General features: G+C 68.5%; 22 protein-coding genes. 16 read left to right on the top strand and 6 right to left on the bottom strand.

Annotation, left to right across the window (positions count from 1 at the left end; genetic code table 11):
- Nucleotides 1–428: 428 nt before the first annotated feature.
- Nucleotides 429–827 (top strand): hypothetical protein, encoded by a 399-nt coding sequence (locus tag ACGFN2_RS26890; protein WP_393364734.1) that lies wholly within the window; start codon nt 429–431, stop codon nt 825–827.
- 74 nt (nt 828–901) lie between these two features.
- Entirely contained in the window at nt 902–1,258 is a 357-nt protein-coding gene (locus ACGFN2_RS26885; RefSeq protein ID WP_393364731.1) for a hypothetical protein, read from the top strand.
- Between the two features lie 602 nt (nt 1,259–1,860).
- Here ACGFN2_RS26885 and ACGFN2_RS26880 read toward each other — a convergent pair.
- A complete protein-coding gene (locus ACGFN2_RS26880) occupies nt 1,861–2,238 on the bottom strand; it encodes a hypothetical protein (protein ID WP_393364728.1) in 378 nt (125 codons plus the stop codon).
- A 493-nt stretch (nt 2,239–2,731) separates the two neighbouring features.
- Between ACGFN2_RS26880 and ACGFN2_RS26875 the strand changes: the two genes are divergently transcribed.
- Both ACGFN2_RS26875 and ACGFN2_RS26870 read left to right on the top strand, forming a co-directional pair.
- Entirely contained in the window at nt 2,732–3,715 is a 984-nt protein-coding gene (locus ACGFN2_RS26875) for a NucA/NucB deoxyribonuclease domain-containing protein (RefSeq protein WP_393364725.1), read from the top strand.
- An 81-nt stretch (nt 3,716–3,796) separates the two neighbouring features.
- Complete coding sequence (locus ACGFN2_RS26870; protein ID WP_393364722.1) at nt 3,797–4,204, top strand: DUF6924 domain-containing protein; 408 nt, start codon at nt 3,797–3,799, stop codon at nt 4,202–4,204.
- Between the two features lie 509 nt (nt 4,205–4,713).
- On the opposite strand, the gene ACGFN2_RS26865 is transcribed toward ACGFN2_RS26870, so the two are convergent.
- Nucleotides 4,714–5,073, bottom strand: coding sequence for a hypothetical protein (locus ACGFN2_RS26865; protein WP_393364719.1), 360 nt, complete (start codon nt 5,071–5,073; stop codon nt 4,714–4,716).
- A gap of 3 nt (nt 5,074–5,076) precedes the next feature.
- Here ACGFN2_RS26865 and ACGFN2_RS26860 point away from each other — a divergent pair, with 3 nt between their 5' ends.
- The 4 genes from ACGFN2_RS26860 (at nt 5,077) to ACGFN2_RS26845 (ending at nt 7,863) form a co-directional block, all read left to right on the top strand.
- Complete coding sequence (locus ACGFN2_RS26860; RefSeq protein WP_393364716.1) at nt 5,077–5,442, top strand: HNH endonuclease family protein; 366 nt, start codon at nt 5,077–5,079, stop codon at nt 5,440–5,442.
- Between the two features lie 482 nt (nt 5,443–5,924).
- Nucleotides 5,925–6,149: a hypothetical protein gene (locus tag ACGFN2_RS26855; protein WP_393364713.1), complete on the top strand. Its 225-nt coding sequence runs from the start codon at nt 5,925–5,927 to the stop codon at nt 6,147–6,149.
- Between the two features lie 2 nt (nt 6,150–6,151).
- Nucleotides 6,152–7,051 carry a sigma-70 family RNA polymerase sigma factor gene (locus ACGFN2_RS26850; protein WP_393365085.1) on the top strand — a complete coding sequence of 300 codons (900 nt, stop codon included), beginning with the start codon at nt 6,152–6,154 and terminating at the stop codon, nt 7,049–7,051.
- On the top strand, nt 7,048–7,863 hold the full coding sequence (locus ACGFN2_RS26845) for a hypothetical protein (RefSeq protein WP_393364710.1): 816 nt from the start codon (nt 7,048–7,050) through the stop codon (nt 7,861–7,863). Before ACGFN2_RS26850 ends, ACGFN2_RS26845 begins: the two co-directional genes overlap by 4 nt.
- 97 nt (nt 7,864–7,960) lie before the next feature.
- Here ACGFN2_RS26845 and ACGFN2_RS26840 read toward each other — a convergent pair whose 3' ends face one another.
- Nucleotides 7,961–8,254 carry a hypothetical protein gene (locus ACGFN2_RS26840; protein WP_393364707.1) on the bottom strand — a complete coding sequence of 98 codons (294 nt, stop codon included), beginning with the start codon at nt 8,252–8,254 and terminating at the stop codon, nt 7,961–7,963.
- Nucleotides 8,255–8,537: 283 nt separating this feature from the next.
- Between ACGFN2_RS26840 and mobF the strand changes: the two genes are divergently transcribed.
- The gene (mobF, locus tag ACGFN2_RS26835) at nt 8,538–10,433 is read left to right on the top strand and encodes a MobF family relaxase (protein ID WP_393364704.1); all 1,896 of its coding nucleotides are present in this window, start codon (nt 8,538–8,540) and stop codon (nt 10,431–10,433) included.
- A 193-nt stretch (nt 10,434–10,626) separates the two neighbouring features.
- Here the strand turns inward: mobF and ACGFN2_RS26830 are convergent, their stop codons facing one another.
- On the bottom strand, nt 10,627–11,061 hold the full coding sequence (locus tag ACGFN2_RS26830; protein WP_393364701.1) for a hypothetical protein: 435 nt from the start codon (nt 11,059–11,061) through the stop codon (nt 10,627–10,629).
- 416 nt (nt 11,062–11,477) lie between these two features.
- Between ACGFN2_RS26830 and ACGFN2_RS26825 the strand changes: the two genes are divergently transcribed.
- From ACGFN2_RS26825 to ACGFN2_RS26810, 4 genes are all read left to right on the top strand, one after another.
- Nucleotides 11,478–12,947, top strand: a complete 1,470-nt coding sequence (locus ACGFN2_RS26825) for a replication-relaxation family protein (RefSeq protein ID WP_393364698.1) — start codon at nt 11,478–11,480, stop codon at nt 12,945–12,947.
- A gap of 94 nt (nt 12,948–13,041) precedes the next feature.
- Nucleotides 13,042–14,553 (top strand): hypothetical protein, encoded by a 1,512-nt coding sequence (locus tag ACGFN2_RS26820; RefSeq protein WP_393364695.1) that lies wholly within the window; start codon nt 13,042–13,044, stop codon nt 14,551–14,553.
- Between the two features lie 93 nt (nt 14,554–14,646).
- Entirely contained in the window at nt 14,647–14,892 is a 246-nt protein-coding gene (locus tag ACGFN2_RS26815) for a hypothetical protein (protein ID WP_393364692.1), read from the top strand.
- Nucleotides 14,889–15,098 carry a LexA family protein gene (locus ACGFN2_RS26810; RefSeq protein WP_393364689.1) on the top strand — a complete coding sequence of 70 codons (210 nt, stop codon included), beginning with the start codon at nt 14,889–14,891 and terminating at the stop codon, nt 15,096–15,098. The genes ACGFN2_RS26815 and ACGFN2_RS26810 overlap by 4 nt, the downstream gene beginning before the upstream one ends.
- Before the next feature lie 73 nt (nt 15,099–15,171).
- Here the strand turns inward: ACGFN2_RS26810 and ACGFN2_RS26805 are convergent, their stop codons facing one another.
- Nucleotides 15,172–15,405, bottom strand: coding sequence for a hypothetical protein (locus ACGFN2_RS26805; RefSeq protein ID WP_393364686.1), 234 nt, complete (start codon nt 15,403–15,405; stop codon nt 15,172–15,174).
- Between the two features lie 538 nt (nt 15,406–15,943).
- On the opposite strand from ACGFN2_RS26805, the gene ACGFN2_RS26800 reads away from it, so the two are divergent.
- From ACGFN2_RS26800 to ACGFN2_RS26790, 3 genes are all read left to right on the top strand, one after another.
- Nucleotides 15,944–16,984, top strand: coding sequence for a YaaC family protein (locus tag ACGFN2_RS26800; protein WP_393364683.1), 1,041 nt, complete (start codon nt 15,944–15,946; stop codon nt 16,982–16,984).
- A 136-nt stretch (nt 16,985–17,120) separates the two neighbouring features.
- Nucleotides 17,121–17,471: a hypothetical protein gene (locus ACGFN2_RS26795; RefSeq protein ID WP_393364680.1), complete on the top strand. Its 351-nt coding sequence runs from the start codon at nt 17,121–17,123 to the stop codon at nt 17,469–17,471.
- A 2-nt stretch (nt 17,472–17,473) separates the two neighbouring features.
- Nucleotides 17,474–17,698, top strand: coding sequence for a hypothetical protein (locus ACGFN2_RS26790; RefSeq protein WP_393364677.1), 225 nt, complete (start codon nt 17,474–17,476; stop codon nt 17,696–17,698).
- Nucleotides 17,699–17,760: 62 nt separating this feature from the next.
- Here ACGFN2_RS26790 and ACGFN2_RS26785 read toward each other — a convergent pair whose 3' ends face one another.
- The gene (locus tag ACGFN2_RS26785) at nt 17,761–18,582 is read right to left on the bottom strand and encodes a hypothetical protein (RefSeq protein WP_393364674.1); all 822 of its coding nucleotides are present in this window, start codon (nt 18,580–18,582) and stop codon (nt 17,761–17,763) included.
- Nucleotides 18,583–18,646 lie beyond the last annotated feature (64 nt).

Genomic DNA, 18,646 nt, shown 5'->3' with positions numbered 1-18,646 from the left:
TCAACTCAGGGCAACGCCGCCAACTGTGCTGATCCCGCATCAGGCCGAGCCTGTGCGCCAGCAGCACGCAGCGATCAGCGTGAAGGTCACGTCAGAGTGTCAGCAGTGTCTGTTGCTCGGCACTGCGTCGTCCGCTTCCAGGTGTGCGCCTGCTTGGTCTCCAGCTCCTTAACCGGGCCCTGAGCTGCTTGTTCTTGTCGTCCCAGACTGCGTACCACGAGGGAAAGCACGCCGGTCAAGAGAGTACGATCTTGGTGACTAATGATCATCTATGGGGGAAACGCATGCGCTTGAGCTCCGCCACGCATATAGCCGGAGTCGTACTCGCTCTGTCCGTCACCGTGGGGGCAACCGCCGCTCACGCGAGTGTCGGTGGCGCGCGGTCCGCCTCGTCGGCATCAGGGGCAGACGCATCGACCAAGTCCGCAGTGGGCAAATACAGCAAGGTCATCAAGAAGTCGCACAAGGGGAACTACACGAACCGGAACAACGAAATTGCGCGCTGCACGGCGCAAACAAAGGGCATGACCTGCATGATCAACAAGACGGCAGCGGCGACGCGCACCATCGATGCCGGCTTCGGTCTGGACCGCGGCGGTGTCGCCGCCAGCTTGAACATCAGTGATGCCAAAACGCAGTCGGTATCGGTGATCTGCAGTTCCCCGGTGAAGAAGGGGCACTCGCTCGTTGCCTACCCGATCGGTACCCGGTACACGTACAAGATCGAGAAGCACATCACCACTCCCATTGACTACAAAGCCGGCACGAGTGGGTGGAAGCACGCCTTCAACCCCGCGCCTGCAAAGGTTAGTTGCAAGGTCAAATGATCCGCTTCGGTAGCCGAGGTATGAACAGTGCACCGTCCGGGCGTGCCGTGATCGCAGTCGCTGCTGTGGCCGCGATGATGTTGAGCGGATGCGGCACGCACGATGAGCCGGCGAAGCCCGAGCAGGTGCCGGTTGAGTCGCTCGTCGGCCAGACCGTCGATCAGGTGGAGCGCAATCTGCCACCGGCCTCCACGATGGTGTCCTACGACTTGTCGAAGCCGGTCACCGGTGCCAAGGCCAGATATGGCACCGGGCACGACCAAGGGACGCATGCCGACTGGATCGTCGTGGCGGCGTGTGCGAATACGAAGTACGTCAAGAACGACACCCGGCTTGCGGCTGGTGTCCTGCACAAGGACGCGTACGCCGACGGCATCGCACGGAAGGCGAAGGATCATGCCTTCGACCACTACCTGGCGGAGTGCAAGTAGCTGGGAGTGACCCGGAGCCCAACCGGCTCCATCGAGAGGCCCCGCTCGGCGGGGCCTCTCTCGCCATACTGGGCACGACACGACGGCCATCTGCCAGACGATCCCGAACCACGTTGCGACGGATGGGCATCGAAGACAGCGTCATCGCACTGAATGACCGGAAGGTGATCGAGTGGCAGGGCAGCGAACCGGGCCGTGACCAAGCCAATGCTCGGTTATCAGCAGCGGCTCGATCGCGAGCCCGGGACGGTGGTGCCTGTCGCTGTGGTGCAGCACACGGGGCTTCGTCGATCCGCGGCCGGCTCCGGTGCGCTGCTTGAGCTGGCCGATCTGCTCCCGCAAGTGCTTCAGCTTGTGCTCCTGGACCGGACGGTGCCGAATTCCTCTACCGCGTCGGCGACCTCAAGAAGTGGGCGCGTAACCGACCGCGCGGCGCCACCGGCGCTACCGACCTCAACTGACCGGCCCGGCCTCAAGTTGAGCCGGCTTCCCCCACGGGACCGCCGCACATACCCGGCTATGAACGGCCCGGGCCCCGCAGCAACGCCGGGGGCCTCGCCTGGGGCGTCGGCGTCCAGGAAGCCCAGGCTCATCTGAGGGGCTCACGTAGGCATCTCCGCGCCACGGTTGAACAGGCCAGCGAGCGCTGCGGGAAGTGCGATCAGGGACAAGCACAGCAGCGTCACGAGTGCCGTGTGCCAGATCCACCATGCCGTGGTCTGTGGGTGGACGGTGGGGATCATGCCCCAGTGGATGCCGTAGCAGACGATTCCGGCGGCGGAGAGGGCGGGGACATCGGACATCAGTTGCCGCTCTGTCCGGTGGGGCAGGAAGAACGACCATGCGACGACGCCACCGAGGAGGAGAAGGGTTACCGGCACGGCTGCACCGCGCAGGCCCTGATCTCGGTTCAGCCAGTCGTGAACCTGCGTGCCTGTTATGCCCAGCGTGCCGAGGAGGCCAAGGCTGGCGGCCGCCAAAAGCCCGGAAGCGACGTGCGGGTGGCTCTCGGTCCGACCGATTGCATCGCTGTCCGCCTGCCTCCGCTACTCCACCCACGGCAAACACCGACGCGACCGCCTGCTGGCTCACCACGACCGGGCCCCGGGCCCTCAACGGGCGCCGGGCCCAGCCTCGTTGTCGGTGTTCAGTGATGGTGGGCCGTAGTGTCGCAGGGACCGGGCAGCGCTGCGTACAGTCGGTCCGACACCAGCCTGGGAACAGTGAACCGGCGCGCGGTCTTCAACGTGTTCGACTGGATGAGGCGATGTTCCTTCCCGCAGGTATTCCGGGTGTATTTCTGTTCGAGTGTGGATAGTGGGTTCTGCTGCGGGTGACGGGAATTGGGCACTCACACATGCTATTTCGCCGTTCGGGTGTGAAGGCCGCGGTGTGGAGTGAGGCCAGGCGTAGCTTCGTCTCGCTTTCGTTCACGAGCCTTCCTCGCTACACCAAGAAGAACGGGGAAAATCTGTGCGCTTCAAAGCCCGCTTACGAACCGGCATCCTCGCGGTCACCAGCACGGCTCTCATAGTCTCCGGTCTCACTGCCGCGGCCCCGGCCGCCGATTCCGTCGCCGCCGCGGAGGTGAAGGTCGCCGCCGGGCCCGCTGCCATGGGCAGCACCAAGTACACCCGCACCTACGGCCAGGTGAAGGGCCCGCTGCAGATCGGCTTCTACCGAAACAAGAAGCTCGTAGGACTCATGACCGGCAACTACAGCATGTCGGAGAAGCTGAACGCGCGGTCCAACCAGTGGAAGCGCTCCTTCAGCGTGACCATCAAGAAGGCGACCGGCGCCGCCAAGGGCGGCATCACCACGAACGTCAAGGTCGCCTGCGGCAAGGGTGCACGCTCCTGCAAGCCCTCCGCCTCACAGACCAAGCGGGTCTCTGGCGGACACACCACCCGCTTCAGGTTCACCATCTCCAGCTTCGGTAAGCACACCGACAACCACAAGCCGGTCCTGATCGTCACCTCTACCGCGCCCGGCTTCACCCCGGCTATCGACACGGCCCCGGCCATGCGCACCGTGCGCTGCGACAACGACCGGTCCATCCGCCTCAAGCGCGGCTGCGTCTACTCAAGCATCGTCACGAACTTCTCCATCAGCCGCGCTAACCCCAAATGGGGCGCGATGGCCAAGCACGTCTACACCGCCGAGCGCACCCTCCAGGGCAAGCCCGGCTACGCAAAGCCGCTGCACCGCACCACGTCCGCGCAGGGCAAGAAAAACCGCAAGAAGACCTGCCCGTCCCACCTTCCGCGGCCCAAGGGCTACGAGTGCGACGAGTACCCCTACGCCTCCACCAAGGAGGGTGGCGGCATCATCGGCACGAACCAGAGCCGCAAGATGATCCCCCGCTCCCACAACCAGGACGGCGGCAAGCAGCTCCAGAAGTACTACGACTCCAACCGCATCCTTCCAGGTGACCCGTTCTACTCGATCATCAAGTAGCGTTTCAGGCATCTGAGCTGACGGCCGCCCCTTCCTACAGGAGGGGGCGGCCACTCGGCAGACCTCTGGCGAAGGATGCCCGTGATCGAACTCGACGTTGATCAGCAGATTCCCGTCATCCTCACCGACTTTCAGCACCCCGATGCCTGGCGCGCGCTCGTGGCCGTGCTCACCAAGGACGACACGACCCCCATCGAGGTCTACGAAGATGCCGCCTGCGACAGCGCCGGCGTCGACGAGCTGATCGCCGCTATGCCGAGCGCCCCGGACAAACGCCCGGACTGCTTCTTTGTCGCCGACAGCATGACCCTGACCCACCCGGAACATCCGCTCCTCGCCGTTTCCCTGGACGAGGACGACGAAGGGCGCGCCTTCCGCATCATCCCCAAGCAGATCCCCACAATGGCATCCACCCTCTTCATCGCCCACTCCGACTTCTCCGGGTACGCCGAAGGCGTCGACGACGACGGAACCTTCCGTCGCAGCTAACTTGATCTTGCGAAGGCTGCAAGAACAGCTCTGGAAGCTGATCGTCGCGAGACCATTGCCGCCGAGGAAGAGCAGCGGAACGCTGCGGCTGACAGCGAGCAGCTGGCCAAGAGCCTCGCCAACCCGCCTCGGCCCTGTTCCTCGTGGGCGGTCGCTAGACATGCCCGACTTGCCCTCGCCCGAAGAGGTCGAAGCCGCCCGGACGCCCGCCGGCGGCTGGAAGCGTGACCAGCCCGCCGTCTGGGGTGTCCCGTGGCCCCGCCCAAGGGGTGGAAGGACGAGCTGACCGAGCGCTTCCAGGGCGCACGCCAGGACGGCACACCGTCGCCCCCCGCCCAGCTCGGCCCCGGCCGACTTCGCACAGGAGACGCTCGACTTCGGCTGGCCCATGACAGCGGGGCCCTGACAGGATCACCCTGCTCGGCCCCGCTGTTCGTTCCCGGCTGCCCACCGGCTGAGGCAGATGCGCGGTTCCCCCCGCGAGCCCGAAGTCGTCCAGCAGGGTGTCCTCAGTCGTCGGGCGCGCTGCCCACCCACGCGATCGGCCGGCCCTCGCTGTCGTTGCCCCAGTGCAGTTCCTCCATCGAGGTCTCGTGACCCTCGTCCAGGACGCAGATGAGTCCCCAGCGACCGTGTTTGCCCGGGCAGATCCGGGTGAGCCGGGCCGCGTCGCCGTCGCGTACGGCCTGCTCGTAGCGGTCATGGAACGGCTGGAGGCGGGCGCACAACTCCCTGCCAATCTGCGTCTCTGTCGCCTCGATCCGTGCCCTCACCTGCTGCACCTGCGGATTGGACAGCACGAACGAGATGACCTTCTCTGCCTCCGTGAACGCGCTGTTGCGGACGTGCCGGCGCACGGCTTCCTGCACACGTTGCCCTTCCATGCGGTCACCGGTCACGGTCCGGCACTCGACATCGACCACATCGTTCCCTTCGCCGAAGCGTGGGACTCCGGCGCCTCGAAGTGGACGCAGGAGCGCCGTGAGCAGTACGCCAACGACCTGGGCGCGGAGCGCAGTCTCGTCGCGGTCAGCCTGGGGCCCAATCGGACCAAGGGCGACAAAGACCTGGCTGAGTGGATGCCGCCGGCGAGAGACGCCACCTGCACCTACGCCACCGACTGGATCGCCGCGAAACTCCGCTGGAAACTGAGCGCCGACCGCGCCGAGGTCAAAGCCCTGCGCTCGGTCGCCGCAGGCTGCGCGGACGTGACGGTGACGTTCACGCTGGCACCGTAGCCGTACGGGAGGGGCGGGCCGCGGCGGTTGGGCGTCGCCGGTGCGTTGTCAGTGCCCTGAGTTACGTTCATCGCGTCCTTCGGGACGCGTCCGCTCCCGCCTGGCCTCCTACAGCGGCCAGGCGGGAACGGCCAGGCTTGCCCCTTCGTACTCGGCACGGGGCGGGCCTCTTCCGGATGGAAGGCCGACACCAAGGTGTCCTGCATCCATTGACGGGGGTAGCCGGGGGGATTGCAAGGAAAATCGGGAACTTCCACCCGGAGCGCTGCCAGGCTGCCGTTTTCGTGCGCCGGAACGGTCATCTCATGGCGTTCGCTGAACACTCCACGACCCGCAATGTTCCGTGATTTCTTGATCACGTGGTGTTACTGGCGGGTGTCGTGAATGCTGAGGTCCCTTTCAACGGCGGCTCGGCACCCGCCTGTTGAGGACGCACTGACGCGCGGTTCTCCGGATGGCCGCGGCCGACCTCAAGGAATGTGATGGACCTCAGGAAGATAGTGACCACGGTGGTGCTGGTCACCGCGGTGGTGTTCGCGTGGAGCGTGGTGATGGCGGCGATGGGCCACGTGTCCTTCGTCGCCTGGCTCGCCCCGGCTCTGGCGCTGACCGTGCAGCAGATCGTTCGCACGACCCGCTCGCGGAACGCGCCGACTTCAGGGCAGGGCACGGTGGGGGTATCCGACAAGGAGGACGCCGCCCCGTGACGATGCCCTTCGAGTCACCTGCGCCGGCCCCCGGGCCGGCGCAGGCACGCCCCGGCCGCAAGCTCGGCCCGATCGCGGACTGCGCGGGCAGCTCGCACCGGGCCTGGCTGGGTCCGATGCGTGAAAGCTATTTCGCCAGCGGACGAACCCTCAGCCATCTCAGCGACCGGGTCCTGCTGGCCAAGTCCAAACTCTCCGAGTTGCTGCGCGGCGTGGGACTGTACCCGCGGTGGGAAGTCATCTACCGACTCTCCACCGAGCTGAGCATGCCCACTTGGCCCCTGTACCGCCTCTGGCGACAGGCAGCCCTCGACGCCCAAAAGACCCGCGAGTGGATCGACCGCTCCACCGAGAAAACCACCCTGGCCACCGCGAACCGCAAGCCGCCCCTGGAGCACGGCGCCCTTCGCCAGATGGTGGAGACGGACTACCGCCGCTACGCCCAGGTCTTCCTCTTCGACGACCCGCGCGACGCCGCCGTGGCCAGCACCTTCGACATCCTCTGGCTGTACTGGAACGCCGCACTCGCCAGCCCCGACATCCGCCGCTACGCCTGGAACATCCTGCGCGCCACCGTCATGTCCAAGACACCGCACATGGACGGCCGACCCGAGCTCGGCCCCGCGGTGTTCGACACCGTCGCCCTGCGGAGCCGAACCTCCGAGACCGAACGCATGAGCCAAGTGGCAGAGAGCCTGGAGCTGTTCAAGGCCATCAGCAAACTGCCCGACGCCCAGCTCGACGTCATGGTGCTGCTTCACCTGTGCGGCATCGCGCCCGCTCACGCCTCCGCCCTCCTCGGCGTCCCCCTCGCCGCCGTACTGTCCGACGAACGCCACGCCGTCCGCTACCTGGAGCGCGCCATCTGCCTACCGCCCGAGACCGGAGGACCCACCCCATGACACCTCTGCAAGAGATCCTTTCCCGGGCGCTGCTGGTACCTGACCGCGTCGTACCACGCGACGTCGTCGCGCACTGCGACCCCGACGACGACCCGGACACCGTCCTCGACGCCGCATCGGCCACGCCAGACGCCATGCCCAACGCCGCAGCCGAAGACCTTCGCGCACTGTGCGAGACCCTCGTCACGCACACCCCTGCCACCGCCATCACCGGCTTCGTCACCGACCAGGTGCCCGAACCCCGCAGCGCGCTGATCCTCGCCTGCGTCCTGCAGCTGACCAACACCGACGGCGGCGCCCGCTTCTGGTGGCAGTACGCCGCCGGCGCCGGCCAAGCCGCCGCGGCCTACTGCCTCTACCTCCACCACCTCTCCCTCGGCGAAGACGACACCGCCCAGTGGTGGCACCACCAGACCGACGACGTCCAGCCCCCACCCCAAACCGATACCCCCGACCACTTCACCAGCGCCCCCATCACGAGCGCCTCCACCACCACGATCCTGCGCGTCCTGCGCCACCTCTCCAAGCACACCCAACGCCCCCGCACCGCCGCGGTCACCGAACTCATGGACTACATGCCCACCGCCGTCGCCGTCGGGTACCTCCGCGAACCCGACATGGAACTGCCCATGCCCGGACCCAACTTCGCCCGCAGAATCCGCACCCTGCTCAACGCGGCCGCCAACCGGCCCGACGTCCCCAGCCGACTCCCTGCTCGGGCGAAACCAGCACCCCCCGAGCGACGTGACGCCGCTTGTGACCTGAGCACGGAAGGATGCAACTGGCAGATGGGCGAAACGGCGACACGCTGAGCTCCAACGCCCCTCGGGGCGCTTGTTCGCCGGGCCCGCGGGCACCCCGTACGGTGCGGGGCGCCCGCGGGCAACGGGGGGCCAAAGAACCCGTGTGTCAGGGGCCGGTGAGGATCGAATGCGTGCCGATGCGACGCCAGACGATGTGCTGCTCGCCGCGAACTATCTCCGGGCCGTACTGCCACGTGGCTCGCCCGTTCCCCTCCCAGGTGAGCTCGAAGATGCCGGACGCGCGCCGAACGCCCTTGATACGGAGGCCGGCGCGGAACGGGCCGCCCGTGCGGAGGTCGTCGACGAAAGCGGTGACGGCCACGCGGAAGGCGTGGCGTTGTTCGGGGGTGAGGCGCTGGAGGTCGGTGGTGAAGCGGGGGAGTGTCTCGAAGGTGGGCACGGTGGTCTCCTTCGGCAGCACGACGGAGCCCCCGGCGGTTGCCGGGGGCTGAAGGAGTTCGGGGAGGCGGTGGTGCTCTTCGGTGGGCGGTGGTGGTGTGGTGGTGGGTGTCTGTGGTGGTGGTTGTGGATGCTGGAGAGCGATGACACTGGCCGGCCGACCGAGGTCGTTTCCCGTCTGACGGGCGCCCGGTAAGAAGGTTCGGCCCCTGCTCCCGCCTGTCGGGAGGCGCCGCTGATCGCCCTTTTCGTGCAGCTCAGACCGGTGTGGTGTGGGCTGCGTGATGGATATCGCGTTGATCACTCGGGGGCAGATGTACCGGTACTACCTGCGCCAGGTCGTCGTCGGCGACAGCCGCCGTCCGGCCCGCAAGCCGCTGCGCAAGGCCCAGGAAGAAGCCGGTGTCCCGGCAGGACGCTGGATGGGCCGGGGCCTGTCCGCCGTCGGCCTGACGGCCGACGGCGAAGTCACCGAGGCACAGCTGCGCAGCCTCTTCGGCGAGGGCCGGCACCCGCACGCCGACCGGATCGAGGCCGAACGGCTGGCGGCCGACGAGATGCCCGCGGCCGCGCGCCGGGCCGGGGCCCTTGGGCGGCAGGTGAAGGTCACCGGGGTCGATCTGGTCTTCCGCCCACAGCCCACCCTCAACCTGCTCTGGGCCCTCGGGGACGAGGAGACACGGAAGGCGATCGAGGGCGCCCACGAGCGCGCCATCACCACCGTGCTCGCCTGGATCGAAGACGACGCCGCCGTCATCCGCTTCGGCGCCGGCGGCGTCTACCGCACCCGCCCCTTGCACGGCCTGGTCGCCGCCCGTTTCCGCCACTACGAGGCCCGCTCCGGGATGCCGCTGCTGCACGACCACCTCCTGCTGTCGGTCAAAGCCCACCGCCCGGACGGCACGTGGGGCTCGGTACACACAGAGGCCCTGTACGAGAACGCAGTCGCTGCATCGACGCTCTACAACGAACTCGTGATGGCGGAGGCATGTGAGGCGCTGGGCCTGGCCTCCGAACCGCGCACCGTCACGGCCGGGCGCCGGCCGGTGATGGAGGTCGCCGGGGTCCCGCACGAGCTGATCGGCTGGACCGCCCGGCGCAGCGAGCAGATCGCCGCCTGCCTGACGGAGCTGGAGCGCGAGTACGTCACCGCCACCGACGACGACGGTGAGCCGCGGTTCCTGCCCGCGGTCTCCGAGCGGGCCCGCGCCAAGCTGAACCGGATCGCCGCGAAGAAGACGCGCCCGCCGAAGCACAAGGCCCGGCCCCTCGCGCAGCTGCGCGCGTGGTGGAAGGCGAGCGCGATCCTCACCTCCGGGGTCGCCGCCGACGTCATCAACTCCCTCCTCGAGCACGCCCGCGCCGCAGCGGCGGCGATCCGGGCCCGGGTCGCCGCCGTGGTCGACGTCGGCCTGGCGGCCGTCGACGTCGCCGCGACGGTGTTCGTGATGAACGGCGGCGGCCGCTTCCACCGCCGGCACCTGCTCGCCGAAGCCCGCCGTCACCTCGCTCTCGTCCTGCGCGGCCGCCGCCGCGAGCCGGACCTGGACGAGCAGATCGTGGACACCGCGCTCGCCACGTACTGCGTCGACATCAGCGAGCCGAAGACGCTGCGCGGCCGGATGCCCGCCTACCGCCTCTACACCGCCCGCTGGTCCCTGGCCGACCTACCCGGCCGCCGCCCGCCCGCCGCCGATCCAGCCCTGGAGCCGGGGGAGTGGGAGATACCCCGCGTCCCGCCGCGCTACGAGCGGGCCGTCCTCGCCGGCGCGGCGGTCCGCGAGAAGCTACGCCCCACCGTCGCCGCCCGGGGCCGGGCCTACGACGTCGTCGCGCACCAGCAGGCGGCGATGCCCGAGCAACTGCTCGCGCCCGCGGCCGCCGAACCCGAGCACGGCGACCAGGAGCCGCAGGCCGACCCCCAGGAGGCGGTCGACCTGACGGCACTGCGGGCCTTGAGGAAATCCCGTACCGACGTGGAGGCCCTCGACCTCACAGCCGAGCGCCTGCGCCTCCTCCAGGACGCGATCACCAAGGCAGCCGTCGACTCCCACGCCCGCACGGACCGCCACGCCGAACCAGACGACGCCGAGGGAGCGCACCCGGTGCGCCAGGACGACCAGCAGGCGCACCGCCCGCAGCAGCCCGGAGCGCACCGTGGTCGGGAGGCTGGCCACTGAATGCACCCGATGGCTGGCATCCACCCACCGAGTGGAGTCCACCGGCCGGAATTGCACGACATCGTGTGGGAGTGGACGGCATCGACGGGGACGATGCCGCGCATCCACCCGGTGCGCACCCGGCTTTTCCCCTTGACCAGGGCCCATGTCAAGGGGAAAAGGCGGGTGCACCCCGGATATGCATCCGGTGCGGCTACCGGTGCAGAGCCACCACGGAGGCCGCCACCGCACGGGCCCGCTCCACTTCCTCATCGCGTAGCGCCTGCAGAGCCTGGAGGACGTCTGTCGGTGCATCGGCGAGGATCTGGCCGACGAAGTGCGCGATCGTCATGGCGATCCCCGGTGCAGCGGCGGCGGGGGCATGTGTGGCCCACCCGCGTATCGCCATGACGTAGAGGACGCCGACCTCGTCCAGGGCGAAGGAGTCGGCACAAGGATCGGTGTCATCGGACAGGCCGGTCACAGGGAAGACGATCAGTTTCGCGATGGCCGGCAGCAGGCCCGGCAACTGCTGGACCTCCGACCCGAGCTGTGCCGCTTGCACGTCGTCTCCGGCCTCTACCGCCAGCACATAGTCGAAGCCCAGCTGCACCAGCCGTGGGGGCAGGTAAGGGACGAGAAGAGACATGGGGCAACTCCGATGTTCAGGTCGCCGTGCCGATCACGGTGACGTCCCGGCAGACTCCAGCCGTCGGCCTGTGGACAGAGGAAGCGGCAGCTGGCGAACCCGCACTGCTTACCGCCGGGCATGCCCGGCGGTAAGCCCTGGTGATGAAAGGGCGCTCGGCATGCCTCCTGCTGTGCGTCCTACGGTTTCCCCTATCAACCCCCCTACGCCGTCCTCTCCGGTGCGCGGGGATAAAAATGCAGGTCAGAGCCCATGGTCAAGGGCTGCGCGGCACCTCGACAACCCTCCTTCCTCTCCTTCTTGTCAGTGGTTGGTGTTAGTGAGTTGGGGGTGGGCGTCGGGTTCGGGCCGGGGCTCGTGGCCGCATGGCCGAGCGGACGTACCGGATGTGGCCGGTGCGGGGGAGAGGTGGGGCAGTGGGCGGGACGAAGCGCTGGCCGTACGGGTCGACGGCGAAGACGCGGCAGATGGTGCTTGCCGCGCTGGGTGTGGTGAAGGTGGCGACCGCCGAGCAGATCAGGCAGCTGATGTGCCCGGGTACAGCCAGCGCGCAGACCGTCCGCAACGGCTGCCTCGACCTCGGGCGAGACGGCCTGGTGGAGTCGCTCGGCTCGGCCAGCCGCACCAACGCCAACGGCAACCTGGTCTCCGAGAAGCTGTGGAACCTGACCGGCCCCGGGCTGGAGGCCGCAGCTGCAGTGCTGGACCGGCCGGTGCGGGAGATGGGCGGCACCGCCCGCGGCGCCGCCCGTTCGGGGGCGAAGCACGCGGTGAAGGTCACCGACACCCTCGCCGCGTTCCTCCAGACCCCGCCCGAGCCGACCCGCCCCGTACCCCGCAAACAGCCACAGCCCGCCACCACCACCCCCTCCAGCGCCCCAGCGGGCAACGGCACCGGCACCATCCCCGTGGTCGCCCAGGAACGCCCGCAGGGGCTCGGGCAGATCAGCTCCTGGGCGACGGAGGTGGTGCTCCCGGTCTCCGGCACGCTCACCACCCCCGGCAAGAACAGCCCCCGCGCCGACGCGGTCCTCACCGCCCCCGAGGCCGGGCTGCCGGTGATGTTCGTGGAGGTCGACAACGGCACCGAAAGCCCCGTCGCCCTGGCCCACAAGGCCAGCCGCTATCGCGAGTTCTTCCGCCGCACCGTCAAGCCGCCCAGCCCCTCACCGAACTCCCGCGCGCAGGCGGGGGCGCTGGTGCCGATGTGGGAGACCTTGTACGGCCCGCTGGGGCGGGAGGGATATCCGCCGCTGGCGATCGTGTTCACCAAGCAGGTCGGTCCGGCCGTGATGAACAACCGGATCAACAACGCCATGCGCCTGTCCGAGGAGTACTGGGCCGGTCGGTACTGCGCGTTCGCCGCCAGCTACGGCTCGGATGAACGCGACGGCTACACCGACTACACCGGTGCCGTGCCGATCCTGGTCACCACCCTGGACCGGCTGCGCGAGCACGGGCCGCTGGGCACGGTCTGGTTCCGCTTCGGCCACCCCACCTGGCAGACCCTCGCCGACGCCCTGGACAACCCCGACGACGAGCGCGCCTTCAAGCGCCGCCAGCGTCGGCGCGACCAGCTCCGCAAGGAGCAGCGCGAGCAGGAGGAGCAGCGGCGCGAGCGCGAGCGCCAGGAGGAGAGGGATCGGTGGGCGGCGCAGGAAGCCGCCGCCGAGGCCGCCAGGGAGCCCGACCCGGTGTGCCAGGAGTGCGACGGGCCGCTGGAGAGCAGCCCCTTCGAGTACGACCCGCGAGAAGAAGAAGCACCGCCGGCTGACGGAGTGCACTGCGCGGGGTGCCGTATCCAGATGGCCGAGCCCACTGGCCGTTTCGGCCGGGTGTTCCGCCGCCTGGTGAACGGCGACGAGCGCTACCCCTGCCGAAGGTAGCCAGAGCGGGAGGCCAGCTAGGTCCGGAGTTGCGCGCAACGGAAATTTGAATCAACGCGCCTCGCGCGTCGGACACTTCGGTGAGACTTGCTGAATGCTCGAAGCACTGTCGGACACGCCCGTCCCGATCCGAGTCATGGCTGCCCTGCTTCTCTGGCGTTTGCTGCTCACCACAGGACAGCGCATTGTTGAAAAGCTCGACCCCAGTGACCGATTACGCCTGAGGTCAGTCCTCATATCCCCACTGCTGCGCCTCTATGACCTTCTCTTGAACGTGGTGGTGTACCCCCTAGTCCTGCTGCTGGGCTTGTTGAAATGGCTCGCAAAGCGGTGTGAAATTACGGCAAGGTGGGTCTATGGCCGGGTGGTGCGCCAGATCGTGGCCCGCTACGTGCAGTGGAGTAAGCGGCGGGCTTCACGGCACCTGGCGTGGGCCCGTCGTCCGTTTGGCCAGGACGGCAACCGGATCTTCCCCCACTCGCGTGCGGTGCGGGCCTCAGTACAGGGCTGGTACTCCTCAATGCCGTTTGAGGCCGCCACCTACATCGTCAAGGCGTTCGTCTTTCTGCTTGTGACGATCAACCTCGCCGCGATCATGGCCGTACTGATGAAGGCGACGGTGGGCCTGTGGGAGAGGAGCGGTGCACCGGCCGGGCCGGGCGGCCCTGGCGGACATCTCTTTGGGTCGGTCCAGGACAGAGCCCACCGGCACGATGGTCTGGACCCCCTCCTTTCTTTGGTCGTGGCGTTCCGGAAGCTTGGAGAGGCGGTCGCGGACAAGGCGGCTCCCTATCTAGCGGCGCTTGCTGATCCATGGAGTCGGCCGGTGGAAGCGGTTACCGCAGCAATGTGGATTGCGGCGGCAGGGGTGGCGCTGCTGGCACTGCGGGTGGCCTTTGCGGGAATCCTGCGCTTTCTCCCCGTGTCTCCGGTACATGCCGGTGGGCCGCTCTACCTTGCCCCCTCCCCACGGTTCACCCTGATACGGACGCTGTTGAGCCTGAAGGTAGGGACAAATCGGAGGAACCGGCCAGTCGTGGTTCTGGTGAACTGCCTGGCCCGTGTGGGAGCCGCTCGTCAGCACTACCGGAGATCGGTGAACAGCGGCCATTTGACGGACGCTCCACGGGTGCATCTGGCCGACGTGGAACAGATTGTGTGGTCAGCGTGGCGCACCCGGCATGCGGCGATTCGTGGCGTGCAGCGAGCCCAGTACAAGGAGCATGCTGAACAGGTCGTTGGCGCACTCCGAGCGGTAGAGGCACGGCAGGACACGGCCCCGGACACAGGGCAGGTGCTTGACGAAATGGCCCGCATGCTGGCGAAGATCGCCGAGCGCTATGCGCAGGGCCGGGTCCTTGCGCTGTTGGACCCTGAAGACCTGACCGACGCGCCCCGGGCGGCCAACCGAGAATGGCTGCGTCTGGTCGTCCTCGGTGCGGTCGTCATTGGTGCGGCAGTGGGGGTGCCCGTCCTCGGCCTATCGGACGCGGCCGCCACGCAAGTCGTTGGTGTCATCAGCCTGGTTACGGTTGTTCTGCTGTACGGGTCCAGGCTTGCACCGACAGACCTTCTCGATGTTGTACGTGGGCAAAGTCGGAAGTGATGGGGAGCACCGTTGCCCGGCTTCCACGGCAGGCGAGGTTCACGCGTGCGTGTGCTGCGCCGCAATTCGAACATGTGATGCAATCTGTGGGTGATGTCCACCTACGACTTCCCCGACGACCTCCTGCAGGCCCAGCGCGCCTGGTACACCGCCTACCGCCAGCTCGCCCAGGAGGAGAACCCCTCCCAGACCACCGTCCTGCGCCGCACCCTGCAGCGCCTGTCTGTACGGATCGCCACGCACCCGTACTGGGCGACCGTCCCAGGCCGGGCGCCGGCGGCCCGGATGGCGCTCAAGCAGCAGACCTGGGAACCGGACCCCGCAGAGGCCCGGCGATGACCGCCTACCTCACCGAGAGCCAGCGCCGGATCGCTCGGGCCCTGCGGGAGCTGACCGACGACGTCGGCTACCCGCCCTCGATACGGGAGCTCGCCGACGCGGTCGCCCTGTCCACCTCGACGGTCGCCTACCACCTGCAGGCCCTGGAACACCGTGGGATCGTCACCCACGCCCCGCACCGCAGCCGCTCGTACCAGATGCGATGACAGGCCAGCGGCCGCAGTCGCGGCTCGGGGCCCGGTTGTGTTCGGCGAACCGGGCCCCGAGCTGTTCAGTCCCTCACCGGCGGATGTAGACGGTGATCTGGATACTGCCGCTCATGGCCCCTGCTCCGATGAGGGCTGCGCCCAAGGCGGTCGGTCCTGACAGGCCGATGGTCAGGCCGGCAACGATCAAGAGGAACGGAAGGACGCGCGGCGCCCAGGCCGTGAAGGTACGGAGGCGTCGTATCAGCCGGTGCCGGCGGCTGGGGGGCTGTGCGGGCGGGGGCGTGGGATCGGTGGTGGAGGACATACGAGTGCCTTTCAGCGCGTGCGTGAACTCTGCGGTGGCGGACAGCTCGGCAGCTGTCGTCCGCGGGGGGTGGTCGCCGCGCGGTCGGCTATCGGCTCGGCGCTCGGCCGGAGCACGTCCCTCGTTCGGGCCCGTAAGCCCGTGCCGGGGTGGCTCTATCACGCTAGCGGCAAATGGCTTCGGCATTGCCCCTGTCCGGTTGTGACGGCACATCAGCAGTTCCTCGATTCAGTGGATCGCGTTCGGACGGCGTGACTCTCGGCCAAGGCAGGGGCTTGTGTCGCGTCCTCGCGAAAATGCCCCACCACACCCCTTGAGCTGCGCAGCAGACACCGGACAGCACCACGCGCGCAGATTCGCGAGAACTTGCCGTAGGGCTCGGACTGTGTGGTCCGAGCCCCCTTGCATGTGCGCGAGTTACGGGTCTGAGGAAGGCGGATGTTTCACCAGACAGGCACCAAGCTCGACTTCGTCTGGCCATGCGGCAGTGGAGAAATCCCCCGCGGGGGCTGTTCGGAGCCGGGTAGCGTCCCTGGGCATGGACAGCGATCTCGGCACCGATCAGGCGTGGGAGCGGCTGCGGGCCAGCCGCTCGGCTCCACCGGCCAGAGCCAGCACCGGCTCCCGCCGCAAGACGTACTCGGCAGCCCTGGAGCAGGCTCAGCAGCTGTTCCAGGCCGCCGCCGTCGTGGGCCCGGCCACGCGCCCGGTCCCGGTCTTCTACGGCCTCAGCCAGGCCGGCCGCGCCATCGCGGCCGCCGCCTGGTCCCTCAAGGGCGAGGACTGGCGCCTCGACTCCCACGGAATCAAGACCACGGGGTTCCATCTGTCCTTCCCTGACATCGAGATACGCACCGATCCGCCCGGAACCCAGGGCAGCTTCGTTAAGGTCAGTGAGGTACTCGACTCACCGGTATGGGAGACGGACCCGCTGCGCCTGGAAGACGTGTGGGACCTGCTGCCCCCGAACCTCCGATACCCGCTCACCACCAGGGACCGGCTCACCCCGCTGTACGTCGATGAGGCCAGCGTCGGCATGCACGAGCACTCCCTCCTGACCGCCAACGTGTGCAACATCCCCGACCGGGTCATCGACGCTGGCACCCGTGAGGCGCTGGCCGACTTCCTGACCTCGTATCCGGCCGTCGCTCGACACGAGAGCTACGTGACCACCGGCGCCGGGCCCAAGGCGCCCCCGGAATTCACTCGCCACATCCACGGCTGGGGCGAAATGACGATCAACTGGCAGATGCCCCAGGGGGCGGGGACAGGATTCGACGGACTGGCCACCGGAGCCGAACGGATGGAGTACCTGCGGGCCATGACCCGCAGCTATGCCGGAGGCCGGTACTTCCTGCCTGTCCACCCGCCGATGAAGCGAGAGCTGCACCCGCTGATGGCCTGGTGGGCGGTCCTGTACGCGCTGTCCATGCTCGCCCGGTACCAACCCGCAGAATGGGGCACGCTCATCAGCGTCGACAACAGCCAGCACGCGGTCCCGATCGAACGGCTCCTGGAACGCGCCATCAATCACCTGCCCGTCCTGATCGCGGACACCATCACCGAGGTGAGCACCTGAGCGAAGCCACCCATCCCGAAGCCCTGGGCGAGAACCCGCGGCGCGCCAGGTTCACGATGAAGCCCGGCAACGCGGGCGTGCTGTCGTTCTCGCTCTGCGACACTGAGAGCTTCATTCCAGCGGCGAGGAGCAGCGCATGGCGGCGAAGACCGAACCAGCGAAGTTGGCGCGTCAGGCCCGAGACCTGATCGAAGAGTTCAACCGCGTGGTGCTGGACGACGCGAAGGACCTGTCCGCGCCCGCGCTGTCCGAGGCCACCCAGGCGCTGAAGTCGTTGGTCGAGCGCCTCCCGCAGGCATTCGAGCAGACCGCCGACGTCCTGGAGTTCCTGGCCAAGAGCGACAAGGTCACGGTCGAGCAGGGCGACCCGAAGACCGAGGTGGCCACGACCGCCGCGGAACTGCGGACGGTCGCGGCCGACAGCGAGCAGCTGGGCAAGAGCCTCGCCAACCCGGCGTCGTCACTGTTCCTCATGGGCGGCCGCTGACCATGACCGACCTGCCCTCGCCCGAAGAGGTCGAAGCCGCCCGCACGCCCGCCGGCGGGTGGAAGCGCGACCAGCTCGCCGCCTGGGGCGTGCCGTGGCCCCCGCCGAAGGGCTGGAAGGACGAGCTGGCCGAACGCTGGGAGGCCGCCCGCCCGGACGGACCGCCGGCGCCCCCGCCCACCCCGGCCCCGGCCGACTTCGCCCAGGACACGCTCGACTTCGGCTGACCCGACGACAGCGGGGCCGGACAGGATCACCCTGTCCGGCCCCGCTGCTCGTTCCCGGCTGCTCACCGGCTGAGTCGGATGCGCGGCCCCCACGCGAACTCGAGGTCGTCCAGGAAGACGGTCTCCAGCTCCTTCTCCCACCGGCCGCGCAGGAGGAACGGCGCGGTCTCCATCCGCTCCAGGATGACCAGGGTCTCGGGCTGACCGACCAGCGCGTACCGGCCGTGCGAGGCGGGCCTGCTGCCCGGCCCGTACGCCCGCAGCAGCTCCTCCAGGCGGTCGCGGTGCTCCTCCACGAACGCCTCCAGGCGCTCGATGTACCCCGCGCGTTCCTCGTCGCCCACCGCGCTCAGCGCGACGTCCAGGAAGTCCGACCCGTCCGGCCAGTGGCGCGTCCCCGGCGCGGCCACGGCCCACGAGAAGCATTCCGCCGCCGCCAGGACGTCCTTCGCCTCCAGCGGCGGCACCGAGGCCGGGCCCGGGGCCGGTTCGTCCGCCATCGCCTCCGGGGCAAGGGAGGCCGGCTCTTGGAGGTGGGTGACCAGCATGGCGCTGGAGGCGGCGCGCCCGCGCCCCGCCTTGGCGGATGTGTCGGCAATGCGCAGCAGGTAGCTGGCGACGTCGCGGACCCCGGCGAACCAGCCGTCCTCGAACCGCGGCTCGGACTTGTGCGGCGGGCTGCTCTCGGAGATCCAGGTGTGAGCGCCGGCCACCGCTCCGGCCTCCAACTTCGCCACGATGTCGTCGGCCTGCTCGTGTCCGATCCCGGCGGCTGCCAGGGCCTGGAAGACGGTGAACCGCGCCGCCGTGGCCTCGTGCTGGTGGTGGCTGATGCGGGCCAGCTCCTCGCCGTACGCGTCGGCGTCGTGCTGCTCGGTGCTCACGTGGTGCCTCCCTTGTCTGGCCAGGTGCGGTGGGCGATCCAGTCCGGATCGCGTACGGGCGCCG

The organism is Streptomyces sp. NPDC048612 (assembly GCF_043199295.1).
Classification (GTDB): Bacteria; Actinomycetota; Actinomycetes; order Streptomycetales; family Streptomycetaceae; genus Streptomyces.
Note: the sequence above shows the minus strand (reverse complement) of the source record. Positions and strands in the feature narration are given on the sequence as shown.